Here is an 18,769-nt window from a genome sequence, read left to right on the forward strand (position 1 = left end):
CATGTTAGTATTGTCCGCTTTGGCACTGTATCTATCAAGTGGTTGGTATGGAGCAAAAATCTGATTATCTTCTCACCTAAGGCATATGTGTTTAGGTTATTATTGTAAGTGTTTTTTGTTTGTCACTTGCTTATTTTATGAGTAAGCGAAAGTGATTGGGGGATGTATGGCTAGTGGAAAATTGTTGAGATTACTTGTTCAATCAGGTGCTTCCGGCGATCCTACAGCCTTTAGAAGTGCTACGGAGCAATTGATAAAAGAAGAGCGCCAAAAGCAGCATAACTTATTAGCAAATGACTTAGAGCGTATCCTCTATGGAGATAGAGCAACACCGAACACGACGGCTCATAACATTTTACCTGAAGCTCCAATTGATAAAGAAAGTGGTGTTGCGTTAGTTGATATTAGACAGGCCAATCGTTCTATAGAAGAGCTGGTTCTAAATCAGAGTACGTTAGAAATCATTGAAAATGTACTTGAGGAACATCGTCGTGAGGATGTTCTCAGAAGCTATGGAATGATGCCTGCGGAAAAGATTCTCTTTTTTGGACCTCCAGGCTGCGGTAAAACTTTATCTGCAGAAGCCATGGCCTATGAGCTAGATCGACCACTCGTTATTGTTCGCTTGGATTCTCTAGTTTCTTCATTCCTTGGTGAAACAGCCGCAAATTTACGTAAGGTATTTGATTTTATATCCAAGCATAGACTGATTGTTCTTTTTGATGAATTTGATGCTTTAGGAAAAGAGCGTGATGATGGCTCTGAACATGGAGAGCTAAGACGGGTTGTAAATGCTGTTCTTCAGATGATGGACTCATATGATGGAAAAAGTATTATCATTGCTGCTACTAACCATGAGCAGATACTTGATAGCGCTATTTGGCGTCGATTTGATGAGATCGTAGAGTTTCCTGTATTAGAACAATCCCAACTTCAAAATTTATTACAACTCAAATTACGTGGTGTGAGGAGAGAGTTTGATTTAGACACTCCGGAACTTCACTCTATTTTTGATGGGAAATCACCTGCAATTATTGAACGTATAATAAGACGTGCAGTAAAACGTATGATTTTAAAACAAAAAGAGTTCCTAACCATCAGGATGCTAAAAAGTGCATTAGAACTGGAAAGTCGAATTAAATGAGAACCATAAGCAAAGGAATGCAGCATGGCAGGAGCTTACCCTCACCTTTCTTTTTCTAAAGAAGTACCGTTAACTCCACGAAGATCTCGTAATGGTTTCGGTTCTACAATTGAGCGTGATAACCCTAAAGAGCATGCTAAGAATCTACAGGAACAAATAGCAACCTTCCAAAAGGTCATATCATCACAACTGGGTGGCAGTGAATCTCGTAATCTTATTCAAATAAAATTGATTGAGAAAATGAGCTTTGAAGAAATCACAAAGCACGGTATTTCCATTGTCGGTCAAGAAGATCAAATGATTTACATTGCTTTTGCTGATGAACAACAACTACATGAATTTAACGAACGCCTATCTAAGCTTGTTGATGGTGAACACGTTACATACGCGAACTTGTTATTTGCTATTGATAAAATTGATGCTTGGAGTGCTGAAGATAGAAAAAGCTGGGCAGTAAAACATTTTGGATTCCCTTCTGAGGATACCTTCCGAGTCGATGTTGAGTTGTGGCCATTGGGCTATGTGGGTAGCGCAGAGCGGAATAGTGTTGTTGACGACTTTGTGTCGTGGTTATCTTCTGAGAGCATTCAGTGTTTAGATAAGGTTAACCGAGACAGTTTAGTGATGTTCCGTGTTAATGTTAATTTAAAGCAAGCTCAAGACTTATTGTTGCACAAAGATATACGTCAAGTAGATCTACCACCTAAAACAGGAGTAGATTTTTCCCAATTGAATGTCGATATGAACATTCTTCCTCCTAAACTTAACATCCTAACCGAATCAGCAAGCAAAATTTGCGTATTGGATAGTGGTATCAATGCTAACCATGTCCTGCTGCAAGGTGCTGTTGGTGATGCCCAGAGTTTTATTGAAGGTGAAGATGAATTTGATTATGTCGGCCACGGAACGGCAGTGGCTGGTGTTGCTTTGTTTGGTGATTTGGAAGAGCGCATAGAAGCGAATGACTGGACTCGAGAGCTGTGGCTTTTAAGCGGAAAAGTGCTGACTAAAAACCAATATGGGGAAACTGAGTTTGATACAAAAACTATTGAAACAACATTGATTGATGCTATCACGTATTTTCATAGTGAGTATGGATGTCGAATTTTTAATTTATCCATTGGTAACCAGAATGCTCCGTACCAACATACTCATGTATCAGGTATGGCCGTTATCTTAGATGAACTGGCTCGGGAGCTTGATATATTAATTGTTGTGTCAGCAGGAAACTTTAGCGGCTCTGAGAGGATAAATAACTGGCGAGAAGATTATCCGCATTATCTCTTATCTGATGATGCTGCATTAATAGATCCCGCGCCGGCGGTGAATGTAATAACTGTAGGAGCCTATGCTAAACATACTGCTACTTATAATGAGCGTCGCTTTCAGCAGCAAGGTGATATCAATGAGCTGCATGTAGCGAATGAAGGCCAAATCTCTCCATTTTCCCGAAGTAGCCAAAGTGACAAAGCTCCGTTGAAGCCTGACTTACTTGCTCATGGTGGAAATTTTGCAATATCAGTACGATTAGATAATCAAGGTTGGAAGCCAATATCAAAACACCTTGGCGTAGTGACGCTAAACTATCGCCCACAGGGAAATACATTGTTGAGTGAATATAGCGGGACTAGCTTTGCAGCGCCATATATTACTCACTTAGCAGGAAGGATTTTAAATAACTACCCAGATTCGTCTGCGAACTTGCTTCGGGCTCTTTTGGCTAATCATGCTCATGTAACACAAGAAATATCTTCCTCTTTTAAGGAAAAAGAACACGTAAAACGTGTTGCAGGCTATGGCATTGTTGATGAGGAAAGCTTATTTAGGTCATCCGAAGAGCATGTGGTTTTAATCAGTGAAGAAGAAATTGAAAATGACAAGCATCAGTTTTTTGAGTTGCCAATTCCTGATGATTACTTTCGAAAAGGGAAAGCGACCAGAACTATTACAGTTAGTCTTGCTTACAGCCCTTCAGTCCGTACTACTCGATTAGAGTATCTTGCAACCAAGATTAAATATCATTTAATTCATGGTGATTCATTAGAATCTGTAGCGAAGTCATTTAACAATGATAATAAGAAAACCATAAAAGCTATTCCCGAATGCGATAGTTCTAAGAGAAGTTTCACTCAAGATGATAGAAGCCGAGGTACGCTTCAATCTAGCACTTGGACTTATAATCAATTTAATAAACCAAGAAAGTTGTTCCTCGTAGTAACACGTCAAGATTTACCGTGGGCAACTAACCAAGTAAAAGAGAAAGAAAGTTACGCGTTAGCTATATCTATCACTGATAGAGAAAACGAAGAAGCTAGGCTATACCAACAAATTTCTGAAAAACTTCAAGCTAGAGAGAAAGCTAGAGAGAAAGCTAGAGCTAGGGCAAAGCTTGGTTAGGCTGTTGTGGTTGAGTACATAGCTTTTGGTACGTTGGCTAACTTATGTATTACTATGAGTTAATTGGTTACTGTGTATAAGCTACCTTTTACATATATCGATTCGTGTTAATATTGTCCGATAATTCTGGTTAACGGATTGATATATGGGTATTAAGAGCACGAGCAACTTTTCTTTTTTAACAGAACATGACCCGTTGTTTCTTGAGTTGGCCATAGGTGCCGAGCGAGCTTTCTCAAGTGACCCCAACACAACGTTGATTAAGCTTCGTCAACTTGGAGAAGCTATTGCTCAACATATTGCCGTTTTGGTTGGAGTCGAATTCGATGATAAAACTACCCAAGCTGACCTCATCTATCGTCTCAACCGCGAACTGAAATTTGACCCCGTTGTTAAAGAGCTATTCCATACCCTTCGTATTGAGGGCAACAAAGCAACTCATCAGTTCAAAACACAGCATAAAGAAGCCTTAGATGGACTGAAATTAGCTCGAGCGCTATCCATATGGTTTCACCAATCTTTTGGCAAACAAGGTACTCAATTCAAATCTGGGCCGTTTGTTCCACCCCAGGACCCGAGTAATCAATTACGCCAACTACAATCCGAAATTGAGAAGCTCAAATCTGACCTTACACAAGCCAATGTTGAATTAGATACCAGTAAACAATTACATGATCTTATCGCACAAGAAAAAGCGGAGTATGAAGCTTTAGCGCTTGCGATGGATGAAGAATCTAAGCAGCTTGCTGACTTAGCCGCTGAGCATGAAAGCGCGCTAATCAAACAAAAGAAAGAATACGAAGCGAAGCTTCAGGCTTTGCAGCAGCAACTTGAGCTGCAAGATGAAAAAGACACAGCTACTCAGAGGCAACAAGTCAGTAATAAAACTCGTAAAGCCAGCCAACAAATAGTGTTGAGTGAAGAACTCACACGCATCCTTATTGATCAACAGTTGATAGAATCAGGCTGGACTGCAGACAGTCAAGAGCTAACTTACAAAAATGGTACTCGACCTGAAAAAGGCATAAATAAGGCAATTGCAGAATGGCCCACTAAACATAATGGCGAGAATGGTCGAGCTGATTATGTATTATTCCTTGGGTTGGCACCGATTGCTGTGGTTGAAGCCAAAAAAGAAAACACCAATGTAGCCGGAAAAATCACTCAGGCAGAACGTTATAGTCGAGGATTTCAGGTCGATTCTTCCATGGTTGGTGCTTGGGAATTAGAAGGGCTTACTATTGCATGGCCAGATGAGGATGAAGGCCACTACAAGGTTCCATTTGTCTATTCCTGCAATGGGCGTCCGTATATCCCTCAGTTAGCTGAACAATCTGGTAAGTGGTTTAGGGATGTTCGCAAACCAAGCAATACCAAAAGAGCCTTACAAGAGTTCCATACACCAGATGGCCTTATTGATTTACTTAAGCGAAATAAAGAAATTGCCGAACGTAAACTACAGCAAGAGGGATTTAGTTATCTCAAACTGAGGGATTATCAGGAAAAAGCTATCCATGCAGTAGAAAGCACGCTAGCAAAAGATATTCGAACAGTACTGCTTGCAATGGCGACTGGTACCGGAAAGACACGTACTATCGTAGGCTTAATGTACCGATTTTTAAAGTCCGAACGCTTTAAGCGAATCTTGTTTTTGGTTGACCGTACCTCGTTAGGTGATCAGGCAACAGACACCTTTAAAGAGATGCCGTTGGAGCAAAACCAGACGCTATCAAAAATCTATAACATTGCCGAGTTGGGCGATATGGCTGCTGAAGCGGAAACCCGAGTTCAAGTAGCAACAGTTCAGGCAATGGTTAAGCGCATTTTTATGTCGGATACCCCGCCAGCCATTGATGAGTTTGACTGTATTATTGTTGATGAAGCTCACCGTGGTTATACCTTGGATCAAGAGATGACCGAAGGTGAACTAGCAACTCGTGATGCTGGTCAGTACCTTTCTAGCTATCGTCGTGTACTCGATTATTTCGATGCGGTTAAAGTCGGCTTGACCGCGACTCCTGCTAAACATACCAGTGAAATCTTTGGTAAGCCTGTTTATACCTATTCATACAGAGAGGCTGTTGCAGCTGATTGGCTTATCGATCATGAACCTCCAGTACGATACGAAACTTTATTGACTCAAAAAGGCATTCATTTTGACAAGGGCGATAAAGTCTCCGCAATCAATACTCAAACAGGTGAGGTGGAATCAGCTGAACTAGAGGATGAACTGCAGTTTGAGGTGGATGCCTTTAACCGTAGAGTTATCAATGAGAATTTTAACCGGGTGATCTGTGAGCAGCTTGTCCAAGAACTTGATCCATTTGGTGAAGAGAAAACACTCATTTTTTGTGCCACAGATCTGCATGCCGATATGGTTAAGCGCCTTTTAGACCAGGCATTTAAAGATTTGTATGAAGATGAATATAACCAGGCTGCTGTAGAGAAAATTACGGGGAAAAGTGACAAAGTAGATCAGTTGATTCGCAAATACAAAAACGAAACTTACCCGAACATTGCAATCACAGTGGATCTGCTAACAACAGGTATCGATGTACCTAGAATCTGTAACCTTGTGTTCTTACGTCGAGTGAAATCCCGCATCCTCTATGAGCAGATGATTGGCCGTGCAACACGCCGATGTGATGACATCGGTAAGACAGTTTTCCGCATTTATGACCCTGTCGATATCTATGCTGCTTTGAGTGAGGTCAATACCATGAAGCCTTTGGTAAAAGACCCCAACATCACTATTGAGCAGCTTGTCGATGAATTGGTTGACCCTGAGAAGTTAGAGCAGGCGCTAAGTAGTCCCGGAGACCAACAAGGTGGGTCGCAAGCGGACGCGGTGTTGAGCCAGTTAACTCAGAAAGTGATGCGTGTACTGCGAAAAGCTGAGAAAAAGGCTGATGCTAAACCAGAGCTTCGAGAGAAACTGAATGAGCTACAGACGCTTTGGGGAGTGGAGCCCAAGTTGTTGCATAAACATTTGCATCAGCTTGGGCCTAAGCAGGCATCTCAGTTTGTTCAGCAGCATTCAGGCTTACTCAGCCAGTTGGAAGAAGTGGTGACGTTAATTGGTAGTGAAAGAAAGCCCGTGATCTCTAATCATGAAGATGAAATACGAGATCGCCGGCAGGATTATGGTGCTAATAAACGTCCCGGGGATTACTTAGAAGACTTCGAGCAGTTTATTAAACGACAGCTTAACCAATCGGCGGCATTAGCTGTCATTGTCAATAAGCCAAGAGATTTAACCCGAGAACAGCTTCAAGAAGTGAAGTTGTTGCTTGATGGTGAAGGTTATTCAGAAGCGAAACTACGAGCTGCGATTCGAGAGGAAACGAATCAAGATATTGCAGCGAGTATTCTTGGGCACATTCGTCGAGCGGCATTAGGTGAGCCATTAGTGCCATTTGAGCAGCGCGTGATGCAGGCAATGGACCGCATTTATAGTAGCCATAAATGGACTCCAAATCAGAGGAAGTGGCTTGAACGTTTGGCTAAGCAACTGGTGCATGAGGTGATTGTTGATCGTGAATATGTCAATGAACGGTTTGCTGAAAAAGGCGGCGCTAAACAACTCGATAAGGTTTTAGTCAACAAGCTGGATGACGTATTATCTGAGCTAAATGATGCTATGTGGCCAGCACAAGCAGCAAACTAACAACGAATTGTCATGGTATCTTGCCATGCAAACCAAAAATCAGGAAATAGAATGACTAACGATAATATCGTTCAAAAACTCTGGAACCTATGTGATGTACTGCGTGATGACGGTATTAACTATTCTGACTATGTAACAGAATTGGTTCTATTGCTATTTATTAAAATGGTTCATGAGAACACAGAAGCTAAGGTATTAGATAAATACACCTTACCAGAAGGTTGCCAGTGGACGGATTTGAATACCAAATCTGGCATCAATTTACTGAATGATTATCGAGCTATCTTACTTGCACTATCTACGGGTAAGAGAGTTGAAGCTGATCCTGAAAATCCAGGTTCAACTAAAGAAGTGGAAATCCATAATGACCCACTTATTCGTGCTATATATGCAGATGCACAGACTCGTCTACGTGAACCTCGCCACTTAGAGCAACTGATTAAATCTTTAGATCAAATCGATTGGTTTAGTGCTCAAAAAGACGGTTTAGGTAACCTGTATGAAGGTTTATTACAGAAGAACGCTAATGAAACCAAATCGGGTGCGGGGCAATACTTTACTCCTCGTGATTTAATTGATTCGATGGTGCGTTGTATCAAACCTCAAAAAGGTGAAAAGATTCAAGATCCAGCGGCTGGCACTGCAGGGTTCTTAATCGCAGCCGATCGCTACGTTCGTGAACAAACCGATGATTATTTTGATCTGACTAACCAAGAGTTACGTTTCCAAAAAGATAAAGCTTTTGTAGGTGTTGAACTGGTTCCTTCTACGCGCCGTTTAGCGTTAATGAACTGTTTGCTGCACGGTATGGAAGGTGATGATGAAGGTGTGGTGCATTTGGGTAATGCTTTAGGTCAAGTTGGTGCTAGCCTCGAAAGAGCTGATATTATTCTCGCCAACCCGCCATTTGGTACCAGCAAAGGTGGTGAAGCCTCAATAACACGCGATGATTTGACCTATCCAACCAGTAATAAACAATTGGCATTTTTGCAGCATATCTACCGTAACTTAAAGCCTGGCGGTCGAGCTGCCGTGGTATTACCCGATAACGTCTTATTTGAATCAGGTGTGGGTACGGACGTTCGTCGTGATTTGATGAACAAATGTAACCTTCATACCATCTTACGCTTACCAACCGGTATCTTTTATGCTCAGGGTGTGAAAACCAACGTGTTGTTCTTCACGAAGGGCAGTGCAAAGAACAAATTGCAAGAAGAAAACTGTACTGAAAATGTTTGGGTTTACGACCTGCGTACCAATATGCCCAGCTTTGGTAAACGAACACCATTTAATGGCTCTCATCTTGCACCATTTGAAAAAGTGTATGGCGAGGATCCAAATGGTCAGAGTCCCCGTCAAGAAGGTGAATGGTCGTTTAATGCTTTTGAAATTAAAGTTGATAAGTTCGTAAGCGAAGAAAATCAAAATGTTGATGATGACTTAGCTCATAGCCGCTGGCGCTGTTTTAGCCGCGACTGGATTCGTCAAAGCAAAGGCGATTCTCTTGATATTAGCTGGTTAAAGGACAAAAACAGTTTCGATGCGTCAAGTCTTCCTGAGCCAAGTACGTTAGCAAAAGAAGCCAAGCAACAATTGAATGATGCTTTGGCTGAGATTGACAACTTGCTTGTAGAACTTGGTGAGGAAGATAGTTATGCCAGAAGTTAACTTTCCATCTGATTGGGTGTTTTGCTCAATCTCTGATATTGCGCAAGTTAATCCCAAAAAAATAGATGCAGAACCAGATACGGTGTCTGGTTTTGTGCCAATGTCTTTAGCTCCCGTTTCATTTTCTGACTCATTTCGTTATGAAGAGAAATATTGGAAAGAAATCAATAAGTCTTACACTAACTTTCAAAACGGAGATGTTATCTTTGCCAAGGTAACACCTTGTTTTGAAAACGGTAAAGCAGCTATTGCTGATGGATTGCCCAATGGTATAGGTGCTGGAAGCTCTGAGTTTTATGTCTTACGACCTCATACTCCTCATGTCTTGCCTGATATTTTATTTGCACTAATTAAAACACAAAAATTTGCGAATGATGGTGTGGCAAATATGACAGGGGCAGTTGGCCTACGACGTGTACCAAGAGCCTTTGTTGAAAGCTTTGATGCTCCGATGATTCCAATAGCTGAACAAAAAGTCATTGCCGAAAAGTTGGGCACCCTGCTAGCGCAAGTTGAAGCGACCAAAGTTCGTTTAGAGAATACGCTTGAAACGCTCAAGCAATTCCGTCAATCGGTGTTAGCTGCTGCGGTTAGTGGGAAGCTGACGGAAGATTGGAGAAAATCAAATCGTGTTGAAAGCGGATATAGAAGTATTACTTTGGGTGATGTTATTAATGACGGTCCTCAAAACGGCATTTATAAACCGTCCACGTTATATGGTTCAGGTACTAAGATAATCCGTATCGATGGTTTTTATGATGGTGAGCTTTGCTCTTGGGAGTCGTTTAAGAGGGTGAATGTTGATCAAGAAGAAGCTGAAAAATGGGCTTTGAAAGAAAATGACATCCTTATTAATCGGGTAAATAGTATTGAGTATCTTGGTAAGTGTGGGCTCGTTCGAACATTACCTGAAACGGCTATTTTCGAAAGCAATATAATGAGAGTATCTATTGACGAAAATAAAGCTCGACCTGAGTTTATAAAGATTTTTCTTACTAGTCCCAAAGGGCTGGATAGTCTAAGGGCGAATGCCAAATTAGCGGTAAACCAAGCTAGTATCAACCAACAAGATGTTAAGTCATGCCCATTAGATCTCCCCGAAACTAACGAACAAAGAGAAATTATTAGAAAAGTAAATTTGCTACTCTCCGGAGCCGATTCTACCGAATTACTAGTCAATCAAGCACTAGAGCGAGTCAATAACCTCACGCAGTCTATCCTTGCCAAAGCATTCCGTGGTGAACTAACCGAGCAATGGCGCAAAGAAAATCCTGAGCTAATTTCTGGCGATAACTCAGCAGAAGCTTTGTTGGCAAAGATAAAGGCAGAGCGTGAAACGGTGAAGCCAAAGCGTAAGACCAAAAAGTAAAAATTTAGAGCTTCTATTTAGGTTAAATATTTTTCTGATCTGGAGTTAGTACAACAGGTTCGTTAACAACATCAGGTGATAAGCGATAACGATATGTTTCAAATACAGGATTTAGTCGATCTTCAAACTTTGTCAGAGTCAGCTGAGTTGGAATTCAAATTAGCTCAAGGACAAGATGGCAAAGGTAAATTACCTGATGATTTTTGGCCAACGTACAGTGCAATGGCGAACTCTCGAGGCGGTTATGTGGTTCTTGGTGTTCGAGAAAAAAAGGGGCAACTGACCTTAGCTGGGATTGAAGCTATAGAGGTGGTTCGTAAGCAACTGTTTGATATTGCGGGTAACAATGCCAAAGTAAATATCAATTTACTGACTGATGATAACGTTCAAGTTGTTAGCATTGATGGCAAATCTTTATTAGTGATAGACATACCGGCCGCACGCCGAGAGCAAAAGCCTGTTTATCTGAAAAATCAACCAATGAAGGAAACGTATACTCGCCTACATGAGGGTGATCACCGTTGTAGTGAGGAACAGGTCAAACGGATGATGGCTGAACAGGTTGAGGATAGCCGAGACGACAAGATTCTCACCGGCTTTGACTTTACTGATATCGATATGGATAGCTTGAAGGCATACAAGAACCTATTTGCGGTAGCAAAGCCTCAACATCCGTGGTTGGAATTAGACCTGTTTGAATTGTTTAAGAAACTGGGTGGATGGCGTAAAGATAGGCAGGCTGGTGTCGAAGGTATCACGTTAGCGGGAGTTTTAATGTTTGGTACTTGGGATGCGATTCAGGATGCAGTCCCCAATTACTTTGTTGATTACCGAGAACGAGATGAAGCCAGTGTTGAACGCTGGATTGACCGCCTGTATCCCGATGGTTCTTGGTCCGGAAATGTTTTTGATTTCTATCGTCGTACCTACCGGAAATTAGTTACTGACTTAAAGGTGCCATTTGAGCTTCAAGATGGTATTCGCTTAGATGATTCAAAAGCTCATGAGGCTATCCGTGAAGCATTAGTTAATACCCTTGTTCATGCTGATTACACTGGACGTAGCTCTATCCTGATTGTTAAACGCCCTGACTTGTTTGGTTTCCGTAATCCTGGGCTGATGCGTGTTCCCCCAGAAATAGCAGTTAAAGGCGGAGAAAGTGATTGTCGTAACCGCCGAATGCATCAGATGTTTCTAATGATTGGTGCGGGAGAACGAGCGGGTTCTGGTATCCCTAAAATATATAGCGGCTGGGAGTGGGCTAAATGGCGAACTCCCAAACTGTATGAAAAATACGAGCCATCAGAGCAAACATTATTAGAGCTATCTACGGCTAGTCTTATCCCGGAAGAAGTAACTCAATTGCTAGCAGTGATGTTTGGTAAGAGCTTCTATTTACTGAATGAGCTTGAGCAAATGATCGTTGTAACAGCAGCAATTGAAGGCTGGGTTAACCATGAGCGTGCTTGCCAGCTGACCAGTAAACATTCACGAGACGTCACTTTAACGTTACCTCGCCTTGTTGATAAAGGTTTTCTAGTAGCAAGCGGAGAAAAAAGAGATAAATCGTATAGTCTACCTGGAATGGAGCCGCCATCACCTGAAGATGTTTTTTCTAATGCGTTAACTCCAACAAGTAACTTAACGCATAACGTTGATAGCTTAACGCATAAAGTTAATAACTTAACGCATAACGACAATAACACTGATGATACTAGTGATGTTAGAGACAGCAAAGGTAGGTTTATCAGTGCCTTAATCGATAAGCCATTTATTGATAGTCTGGAAGCATTAAGTGAGGTTTTCCGACAACAACTTAACGCTTTGGGCGTCCCTGCTAGAGAGCAACATCGATTGGATACAGAGACAATGAAGTCTCTGATTATGGCGTTATGTCGAGAACATTACATCTCCGTATCTATATTGGAAATGCTATTAGATCGTAAACCTCAAAGCTTACGGCAAAACTATTTGAAGCCTATGGTCTCTGACGGGCTATTAAAAATGGCTTTCCCTCACAAGCCTAACTCACCAAAACAAGGGTATACCTCGACGGACGAATAGTCGTGGTATCAATCCCAAATAGAAGGAAATTGCAAAAATGAAGTTAATATCTTTAACTTTAAATGGTGAGTATAAAGGACTAGCCAATCAGAGCTTTAATTTCAGCCAGACACAAGGCAGCATACTTGCTCTGATTGGGCTTAATGGTTCTGGGAAATCACAACTACTTGAAGTTATTGCTGAAGTTTTTGCCTTCATCGAGCGTCATCAAAGAGAAGACTTTCTTGTTAGGACGCCTTTAGGATTTGGATTTGAAGTTGTTTATGAATTATCAGGGACTTTTGAACCGCGGGTCGGGCAAACTCACATGAGGATCAACTCTCCTGCATTTTTTGTAGGAGGGCTTTCAAATCCAAAGTTTAAAGTTGTCATGGAAAGAGATAGTAAAGCTTTAAAAGCTTTTCTTTGGTCAAGGGATGAATGGGCAAGTATTCCGACTGCGGAGCTTAGATTACCGTATGTGGTTGGATATGCATCTGGTTTGAATGAGAATTTACAGCGTAGTTTTATGAAAAATGCCGTGCAGTATTTTTCAAATATTCGGACTCGGTTAAATCGAAGAAAAGCAGTCGAGAAAGCCGAAGATGATTACGACATATCAAGTGTTAACCGAAAGTTCATGATTCGCTATCCTCATTTATTCAAACCTGGGGATGCACTAACAGCACAGATGCTTGAATCTGGTTATCTTGGAGGCTATACACCTGAAATACTAGAAGATTTCTTCTTACTCGATGTTGAAGATAAGCCCTCTCGAGTTAGTAACTCGATTTATATTGATTATGACTGTGCTGGTTTAGCATTGGCTTGCCTATCGATCCTATCTAAAGAGCAATTTGATAATTTATTTGAAGAAATTAGTTATCGTTACCCTCAAAGAATGGTTTTGAAATATGATCTTACTGGTGGCATTGCTGGTGTTGATGAAGTCAGTGAAATCAAAATGCTGATGAGAGTCGCTGGACCAAATGGTATTGAGGGACTAGGTAAGCGGACTAAAGATGAACAGTATGATCTATATGAGTTAGATTACATTTCCGGCCTTATTACCATCGATTTTTCAGATGATCATGTGTGTAGTGAATTACGTGAAGCCAGTTACAACAACCCGTTATCTTTGTTTTTAAGGCTTTATAAGTTGCAACAACTTGGGGTCAAAAATTGGCAGGGGGAAACAAGGCGTTTGCTTGGCAAAGATAATTTTATCGGTACAGTTAAGAAGCCACTAAAAACCAAACTTCCTTTGTCTATTCAAGAGTTAACGCTAAGTGATGAACATGGTAAACAAGTTACATTAGATGACTTGTCTGACGGTGAAGCACAATTTATTCAAGTTCTTGCCACTGCAAAAGTGTTTAGTGATGAACAAGCTATTTTTTTGTTTGATGAGCCAGAAACTCACTTAAACCCATCTTGGCGAACATATTTTCATCACTATCTTAGCAAGGCTTTAGACACTAAGGAGCACAACTCGCAGGTGTTTGTTTCTACTCATTCGCCATTCATGATTTCCTCTTTGAAAAAAGAAGATGTCTTGTTTTTCGAGCGTGATGAGCATAGCAAGATTTTAATGGAGCCAATTGGAACTCAGACTTATGGCTCTTCTTTTGAAGTGCTTATAAAGAAACACTTTGGTTTACGCTCTCTGATATCACAAACAGTTGTTGAAGCAGTAAAAGAACATCTTCCAAAAGATGGTAATCAAGCTTCTATTCAAGAAGCAAAGCAGTGGATTGAGAACAACCTTGGGGATTCGATGGAAAAAGCCTATCTACTAAGGAAGTTGCAAAGCTGATGTTGTTTCCTCTTGACCCTAATACCCCTCAATGTGCAGTGTTTGAAGTACTTAATAATGAGCTGCTGCATTTCCTTCATTCATCCATCCATGCTCGTGTATTTGATGAGAATCTTTTTTCTGAGTATCACTTCGATGGTGAAGACGTTAGAAGTGTGTGTTGGACTAATGGGCCGACTAGAGAAAAGTTTAAGTCTCTCTGGAATGAGTTGCCAGCAGGCATTGGTGATAGGCAAGCATTGTATGATCTTGTTTTCACTGGACAGGATATTGTCGTATATTTTGATAACCTTACTGTCCAACTTCCGGTATTACAAGGAAGGGAACTGTTCGAAGCTTTTAAATCTCTGACTACTTACTTATTTACTCAAACAATGAAGTTAAGTAGTGCTCGAAAGCAAAGTAATAGTACAATTAATCATCACTATGGGGCATTTAAACAGGCTAACCAAAATACCTCTTTATGCTATATATGTGGCACGGAGTTGTTGTCTCAAGACCGCATAGGGTTAAGTGCTGATGATAACTGGCGTGCAGACTACGATCACATCCTATGTAAGGATAAGTATCCAATCTATTCTGTGCATCCTGGTAACTTTGTTCCTACTTGTCATACTTGTAATAGTAAAGCCAAAGGGGCAAAAGATGCTCTCAATGATCGCCGTGGCCGACGGAAAGCATTTTATCCGTTGCCACCCTCGCAAGAGTCCTGTTACCAGTCAGCAATGATAGTCCCACATTTCTTAGAACTTGATGATTTCATAGGTGGTGATTGGGAGTCACCGCTATCGGCATCGCCTGTTACGTTTCCAAATTCTCCTGCTGCTGTTAGCTCAAAAATTCACGTATGGAAAGAGCTTTACGAAGTTCCACAACGAGTTGAACAACATATCGTGACCAATTTTTGCGAACGTATTGCAGGGGATCTTAATTTAACCTCTCAAGATAACTTTGATGATTTTTCTCACCAATTACAGAGGGCCGCAAGATCACAACCGGCGGATATGAAAAGGACTGAATGGAAATTTTGGTTCTATCTACTTTATTGTTTTTTGCACAATCAAGATGTTGAATATAAAAGAGATATTTGGGCTATGCTTCGTTGGAAGTTGGGTTTAAGTAGCCAAGATGACATGGATGAAACCTTTGGGTGATGTAGTTGCACAGTGATTTTGACCAAAGATTTGTTCCGAAGTGTACATGCATGTTTATGAGAAGTACTCAGGCTAAGGACTGAGTGTTTACTGAGTAAGATAACTCAACGGTGATGTGAGTAAGTCCAATGTGGATAAGAAAAGGTGAGTCTTTAACTAGCTTTTTAGTTCGAAAGAAAAATGTTACTGGCTCACCGTTGACTCAAGATGTGCGTAGAGCGGTGTTTACTGATAGTGGGTGGAAAAATGTACCTTCAATATATGTTGGTGATATTTGTGAAAAGGATGGAGGTGGATTGGCAGCCCATGTTGACCTGCTATTTAAACATACAGCATTAAAAGCATATGCTCCTACCTTACCCCCAGATACCGTAGTTAAATTTATTGATAGTTGTATGGAGTCATACCAAGAAAGCTTATCGATGGGGTTGCGTGGTGCACTATATTCAGTATTTAACCGCAGTCGTATTTTTAAGTTTTGTTTTCATTGTGTGCATGAACGAGCAATTAATTTTGGTCTTGTCTGGATTGATATAGATTGGTGTTTAGATGGTCATTATTTTTGCTCGAAACATCAGACTAGGTTGAGCCTGCCAATTTGCTCTAATTGTGGTAAGAGTTTAGAAAACCAGTTTGATACGATGCTTAGTTATTTGAATCGACGCTGTAAGCACTGTGACTTTTTACTTTGTAATGAGCAGTCTTTTGAAAAAATTAAGCTTCTTGATTCTTCTATGCTTCCTTTCACGAGTGAATACAGGGTGTTTAAGAAAAATTACCCTCATTTTTCAAGCTCATTAACTCGAAAATTTGTCGATGAGGCAGTGCTCAAAGCAAACGGAATTTCTTTTGATGGCAAGAAAAGCATCCAACTTAATCAGCTATCTATTCCTAAGTCTTTAGGAGGTGCGAACTTAAGAAACTATTTTATGAATAAAACTAAAGCCGTACCACAGGATGTGTTTTGGTTATGTGTTCAAAGTATCTTTAAGGACTTTGAGTCTTTTAATGAATACCTAGATGCCAATACTTGTACCGTAAAGTTAAGCTCTAAAGAACTCAGTAATGAAGTGAAAAATGATTTTATAATCATTTATTTAGATTTGAAGTGAACCTCGGTTGACTTAGCGAGTTATTGTACTTGCCCATTTAGTGGCTTTATATCGAGGCTTCAGCGTGAAATTAAAGTGAATGAATGCCCCTGATCTGATCGTAAGATTTTGATTTAGTCCATTCAATTTATGCAACAAAACCTCCGTGATCAACTAAATAAAGATTGTTTTGACATGTCTCTATTCGCAATGTAGGCCAAAAATAATCCAAAGTTTGCTAGCTAAGTGTCTAGTTAAGTTTTGGAGGAGCCTAATGAATGGCTGCGGATCTGCTCTAGCGCAAAAACTTTATCTCACTTACTTATCAACAGTTCAATATTGTAAGTTATTGATACAAAGGCAGACATATCATCGCTATCTGAAGATAGTAGCACTTGCGTACAATAATTTTGGACTTGTTAGTATGAGTAAGCTTAAAAATCACCTCAACACACCACTAAGCCCTTCATTCACTTACTAAAATCTGAAATCGAAGATGTTTTTTGTTCACTACCTTTAGGATGAGAGTGGTTAAGATCTAATATTCCCGTATTAGGTGGATTAACTCCTATTGAAGTTATCCAAAATGGAGATTTGAACTTAGTTTTAGATACTTTGAATAAAATGAAATACGGGGATATGTGCAGCTAAGCAAAGTTAGTAAAACCTCCCTCATAAAACTCGTTCTATTCAAAGATTATTTGATATAAATGTTCTAGCAAGTTGTACCTGACTGATTTCTTGCCCATTCCACACAGCAAGCTAGTATCTACTATTTTCAAATAGTACCCCACTTTCAATCTAGCTAAGGATTTCTAATGACTGTAGTTTAGACCGAGCACACTAATGACATTGGTAGTTTGACTGTTCGTTGGAGGATTACACAATGTTCGGGAAAAAAAGCGCCTCAATACTGAAGCGCTTCTTGTGTAAAAAATCTGGGCTGCTCTTTTAGTTTGATTATCCTGCTCACTGGCTAGGGGAATCTCTTCCGACATCAGCATCCTCAGTAATGAGTTCCAGTCCTACGCTGACAGCCTCAAACTATTAGAATATTGGAACGATGTCAATCGCGATGATCACAGGTAGTCCAGCTCTAATCAAACTTGTTTGTGCCCAGAAACGTACCAGTACGGTCACAGCTAGCACAATTTGTGCCCCATTGCGTGTTTCGAACAAGTTTCTACATTACGGCTAGTAGCTCTTTATGCTATAAATTATCTAATGTCTGTTTTTAATCGAGAAACGACTTATGAGCAAGAAAAGGCTATCAGAAAAAGAGCTGCTTGATGGTATCACACCTGATACTGCACACGCTGATGAGCTTGCAACAGTATCATGGGATGAACTAAGGCTAGAATTCTCAGAAAGCGACTATAAAGCCGCTATGAAGAGAATTGAATCCCTGTTTGATGTGGTTGAACCAGGCACACCCGAAGGTGACGAACTTGAAAAACTAGTGACTTGGGTTGAAGCGTATGAAGAAGAGCACTTCCCATTTTAAGTTAGCTAGTCCTCTACTAACTAATATTTATCCCGAAACGTATCAGAAAGCATAGTACCAGCAACAGAGCTAGCTAATGTGCAAAATATGCGCGTTGCTCATCAAGCAACTACCGAGAATTCCTCGGGAGTTGAACTGTTGCAACTTTTGCAATAATTGCTTGAGCCATGAGAAAGTTAAGTTGTTGCAGAATCAGCAAACACTACCAACGGCTCCAATTATGCAACAGCCTGTTGCACAAATTAGCCGGAATCAAGATTGCTCTGAAGCGTTAATGGTTGATAAGCTTTGGTAATGATTTCAGGCCCTATAATGTGTTGTAGTCTAAGAATTTTTATTACCAGTGAAGGTACTTTTATTAAGCAATAGTATGTTAGGAGTTAATATGTTTTATGTAGGTGTTAGCCATTATTACGCGACGGGTGAAGGCGTTACAATTTATGTCGCCAGCGGTAGTGAAGAATCAATTCGTAAAGCTATTCCGGAATACTTTCACCAAGGACTGACCCTTTTAACTCCTTCTGATTGGCTAAAAGCAGCTGATGGGGACTGTGTAGATGAATACTACCAATCGGATGCAGAAGTTCTTAAGACCTATTTACCCATGTTGTGGAAGCAGATTGAAGAAAGAGCGTTAGAAAGAGGATGCTATCTGGAGCTTTTTATGAAGCATCATTTTAACTATGCCTAATATGAACTCGGTCGAGATTTAGTGATTAGATAAACGTGGTTCTGATACTTATATGAGTGCGAATCACCTGGTAATTTGAAGGGCTGGCATTGTCTTATCGTAAGCGCATCATAAACCCCACATTCTAATCAATATCGGTACGTCCTAAGATCAAATCTCCAACCTCAAGGAGATCTGAAATGGCAAAACGGCGCACCAACAAAGAATGGCAAACCCTGTTTGAAA

At 40.5% G+C, this 18,769-nt stretch carries 11 protein-coding genes and 1 pseudogene; all 12 read left to right on the forward strand.

The window, feature by feature from the left end; genetic code table 11:
- The first annotated feature begins 166 nt into the window (after positions 1-166).
- The 12 genes and pseudogenes from AACQ79_RS02300 to AACQ79_RS02350 all read left to right on the forward strand — a co-directional run bounded on the left by AACQ79_RS02300 (position 167) and on the right by AACQ79_RS02350 (position 18,544).
- Positions 167-1,144 carry an AAA family ATPase gene (locus AACQ79_RS02300; RefSeq protein ID WP_170899681.1) on the forward strand — a complete coding sequence of 326 codons (978 nt, stop codon included), beginning with the start codon at positions 167-169 and terminating at the stop codon, positions 1,142-1,144.
- A 24-nt stretch (positions 1,145-1,168) separates the two neighbouring features.
- Positions 1,169-3,541 (forward strand): S8 family peptidase, encoded by a 2,373-nt coding sequence (locus AACQ79_RS02305; protein WP_170899683.1) that lies wholly within the window; start codon positions 1,169-1,171, stop codon positions 3,539-3,541.
- A gap of 145 nt (positions 3,542-3,686) precedes the next feature.
- Positions 3,687-7,208 (forward strand): type I restriction-modification system endonuclease, encoded by a 3,522-nt coding sequence (hsdR, locus tag AACQ79_RS02310; protein ID WP_170899684.1) that lies wholly within the window; start codon positions 3,687-3,689, stop codon positions 7,206-7,208.
- Positions 7,209-7,259: 51 nt separating this feature from the next.
- Positions 7,260-8,876, forward strand: a complete 1,617-nt coding sequence (locus tag AACQ79_RS02315; protein ID WP_170899686.1) for a class I SAM-dependent DNA methyltransferase — start codon at positions 7,260-7,262, stop codon at positions 8,874-8,876.
- Entirely contained in the window at positions 8,863-10,245 is a 1,383-nt protein-coding gene (locus tag AACQ79_RS02320) for a restriction endonuclease subunit S (protein WP_170899688.1), read from the forward strand. Before AACQ79_RS02315 ends, AACQ79_RS02320 begins: the two co-directional genes overlap by 14 nt.
- Before the next feature lie 93 nt (positions 10,246-10,338).
- Positions 10,339-12,309, forward strand: coding sequence for an RNA-binding domain-containing protein (locus AACQ79_RS02325; protein WP_170899689.1), 1,971 nt, complete (start codon positions 10,339-10,341; stop codon positions 12,307-12,309).
- A gap of 37 nt (positions 12,310-12,346) precedes the next feature.
- The gene (locus AACQ79_RS02330) at positions 12,347-14,104 is read left to right on the forward strand and encodes an AAA family ATPase (RefSeq protein WP_170899691.1); all 1,758 of its coding nucleotides are present in this window, start codon (positions 12,347-12,349) and stop codon (positions 14,102-14,104) included.
- Positions 14,104-15,258, forward strand: coding sequence for a hypothetical protein (locus tag AACQ79_RS02335; protein WP_170899693.1), 1,155 nt, complete (start codon positions 14,104-14,106; stop codon positions 15,256-15,258). The genes AACQ79_RS02330 and AACQ79_RS02335 overlap by 1 nt, the downstream gene beginning before the upstream one ends.
- A gap of 128 nt (positions 15,259-15,386) precedes the next feature.
- A complete protein-coding gene (locus tag AACQ79_RS02340; RefSeq protein WP_170899694.1) occupies positions 15,387-16,370 on the forward strand; it encodes a TniQ family protein in 984 nt (327 codons plus the stop codon).
- A 519-nt stretch (positions 16,371-16,889) separates the two neighbouring features.
- Positions 16,890-17,000, forward strand: a pseudogene (locus AACQ79_RS18355) (MbcA/ParS/Xre antitoxin family protein); the annotation flags it as partial.
- Between the two features lie 601 nt (positions 17,001-17,601).
- On the forward strand, positions 17,602-17,853 hold the full coding sequence (locus AACQ79_RS02345; RefSeq protein WP_170899696.1) for a hypothetical protein: 252 nt from the start codon (positions 17,602-17,604) through the stop codon (positions 17,851-17,853).
- Between the two features lie 385 nt (positions 17,854-18,238).
- Positions 18,239-18,544, forward strand: a complete 306-nt coding sequence (locus AACQ79_RS02350; RefSeq protein ID WP_170899698.1) for a hypothetical protein — start codon at positions 18,239-18,241, stop codon at positions 18,542-18,544.
- Positions 18,545-18,769 lie beyond the last annotated feature (225 nt).

The sequence above is a fragment of the Vibrio sp. 3-2(1) genome (assembly GCF_963887575.1).
Lineage (GTDB): Bacteria > Pseudomonadota > Gammaproteobacteria > Enterobacterales > Vibrionaceae > Vibrio > Vibrio anguillarum.